This window comes from Bartonella capreoli (genome assembly GCF_902813205.1).
GTDB classification, from domain to species: Bacteria; Pseudomonadota; Alphaproteobacteria; order Rhizobiales; family Rhizobiaceae; genus Bartonella; species Bartonella schoenbuchensis.
In genome coordinates, this window is the sequence record NZ_CADDZX010000129.1 from 1 (window position 1) to 533 (window position 533).

General features: G+C 42.2%; 1 protein-coding gene and 1 pseudogene. Both read right to left on the reverse strand.

Annotated features, from left to right (window positions below; genetic code table 11):
* Positions 1-222, reverse strand: a pseudogene (locus tag J7R05_RS07675) (tyrosine-type recombinase/integrase); the annotation flags it as partial.
* Between the two features lie 8 nt (positions 223-230).
* On the reverse strand, positions 231-449 hold the full coding sequence (locus J7R05_RS07680) for a hypothetical protein (RefSeq protein ID WP_208541811.1): 219 nt from the start codon (positions 447-449) through the stop codon (positions 231-233).
* Positions 450-533: the final 84 nt, after the last annotated feature.

Sequence of the window (533 nt, forward strand, 5' to 3'; positions counted from 1 at the left end):
CAGCCATGCAAATGACCCTTCAACAAGTTTACCAGTTTTTGATTTAGGAAGTATAAGCCCTTGTAACTCGGCAAGTGCGCTTTTGTAGTTATCAACAAACTCTTGCGTTCCATAGGTACCGCGTATTCTAATGCGTTTGCCATGACCAATACGTACATACCATACAATTTTGCCATGTTGAGTAATTTGTTTAACGAGATGCGGAGGGCGTGGTTTAGGCATAAGCACTTTTACATCTTAGAGCGTGCGGTTTCGTAATATTCATTCTTTGACCAATCTAAAAGTTTGTCTGGTTGGTTAACTGAATTTGGTATTGGGATATCGGATTTGAGATAGATAAGCAGTTCACCGGTAGGTTTGATTTCTACGAGTTCACAACCTTGTTTTTTAGCTTCTCTTAAAGCGCGTGCAATGGCTGGTTGCGTTATAGCAGCTGGACGAGGCGCCATATCTTTTCTCCTTACATTGAGATGCAATTCACGTGTGGCGTGAATCACGCTTGTGTTGAAAGTTGTTAGGAAAGGGTGGGGGTG

Excerpts from the sequence above, each read along its gene's own strand:
- J7R05_RS07680 (WP_208541811.1), bottom strand. The coding sequence starts at position 449 with ATGGCGCCTCGTCCAGCTGCTATAACGCAACCAGCCATTGCACGCGCT.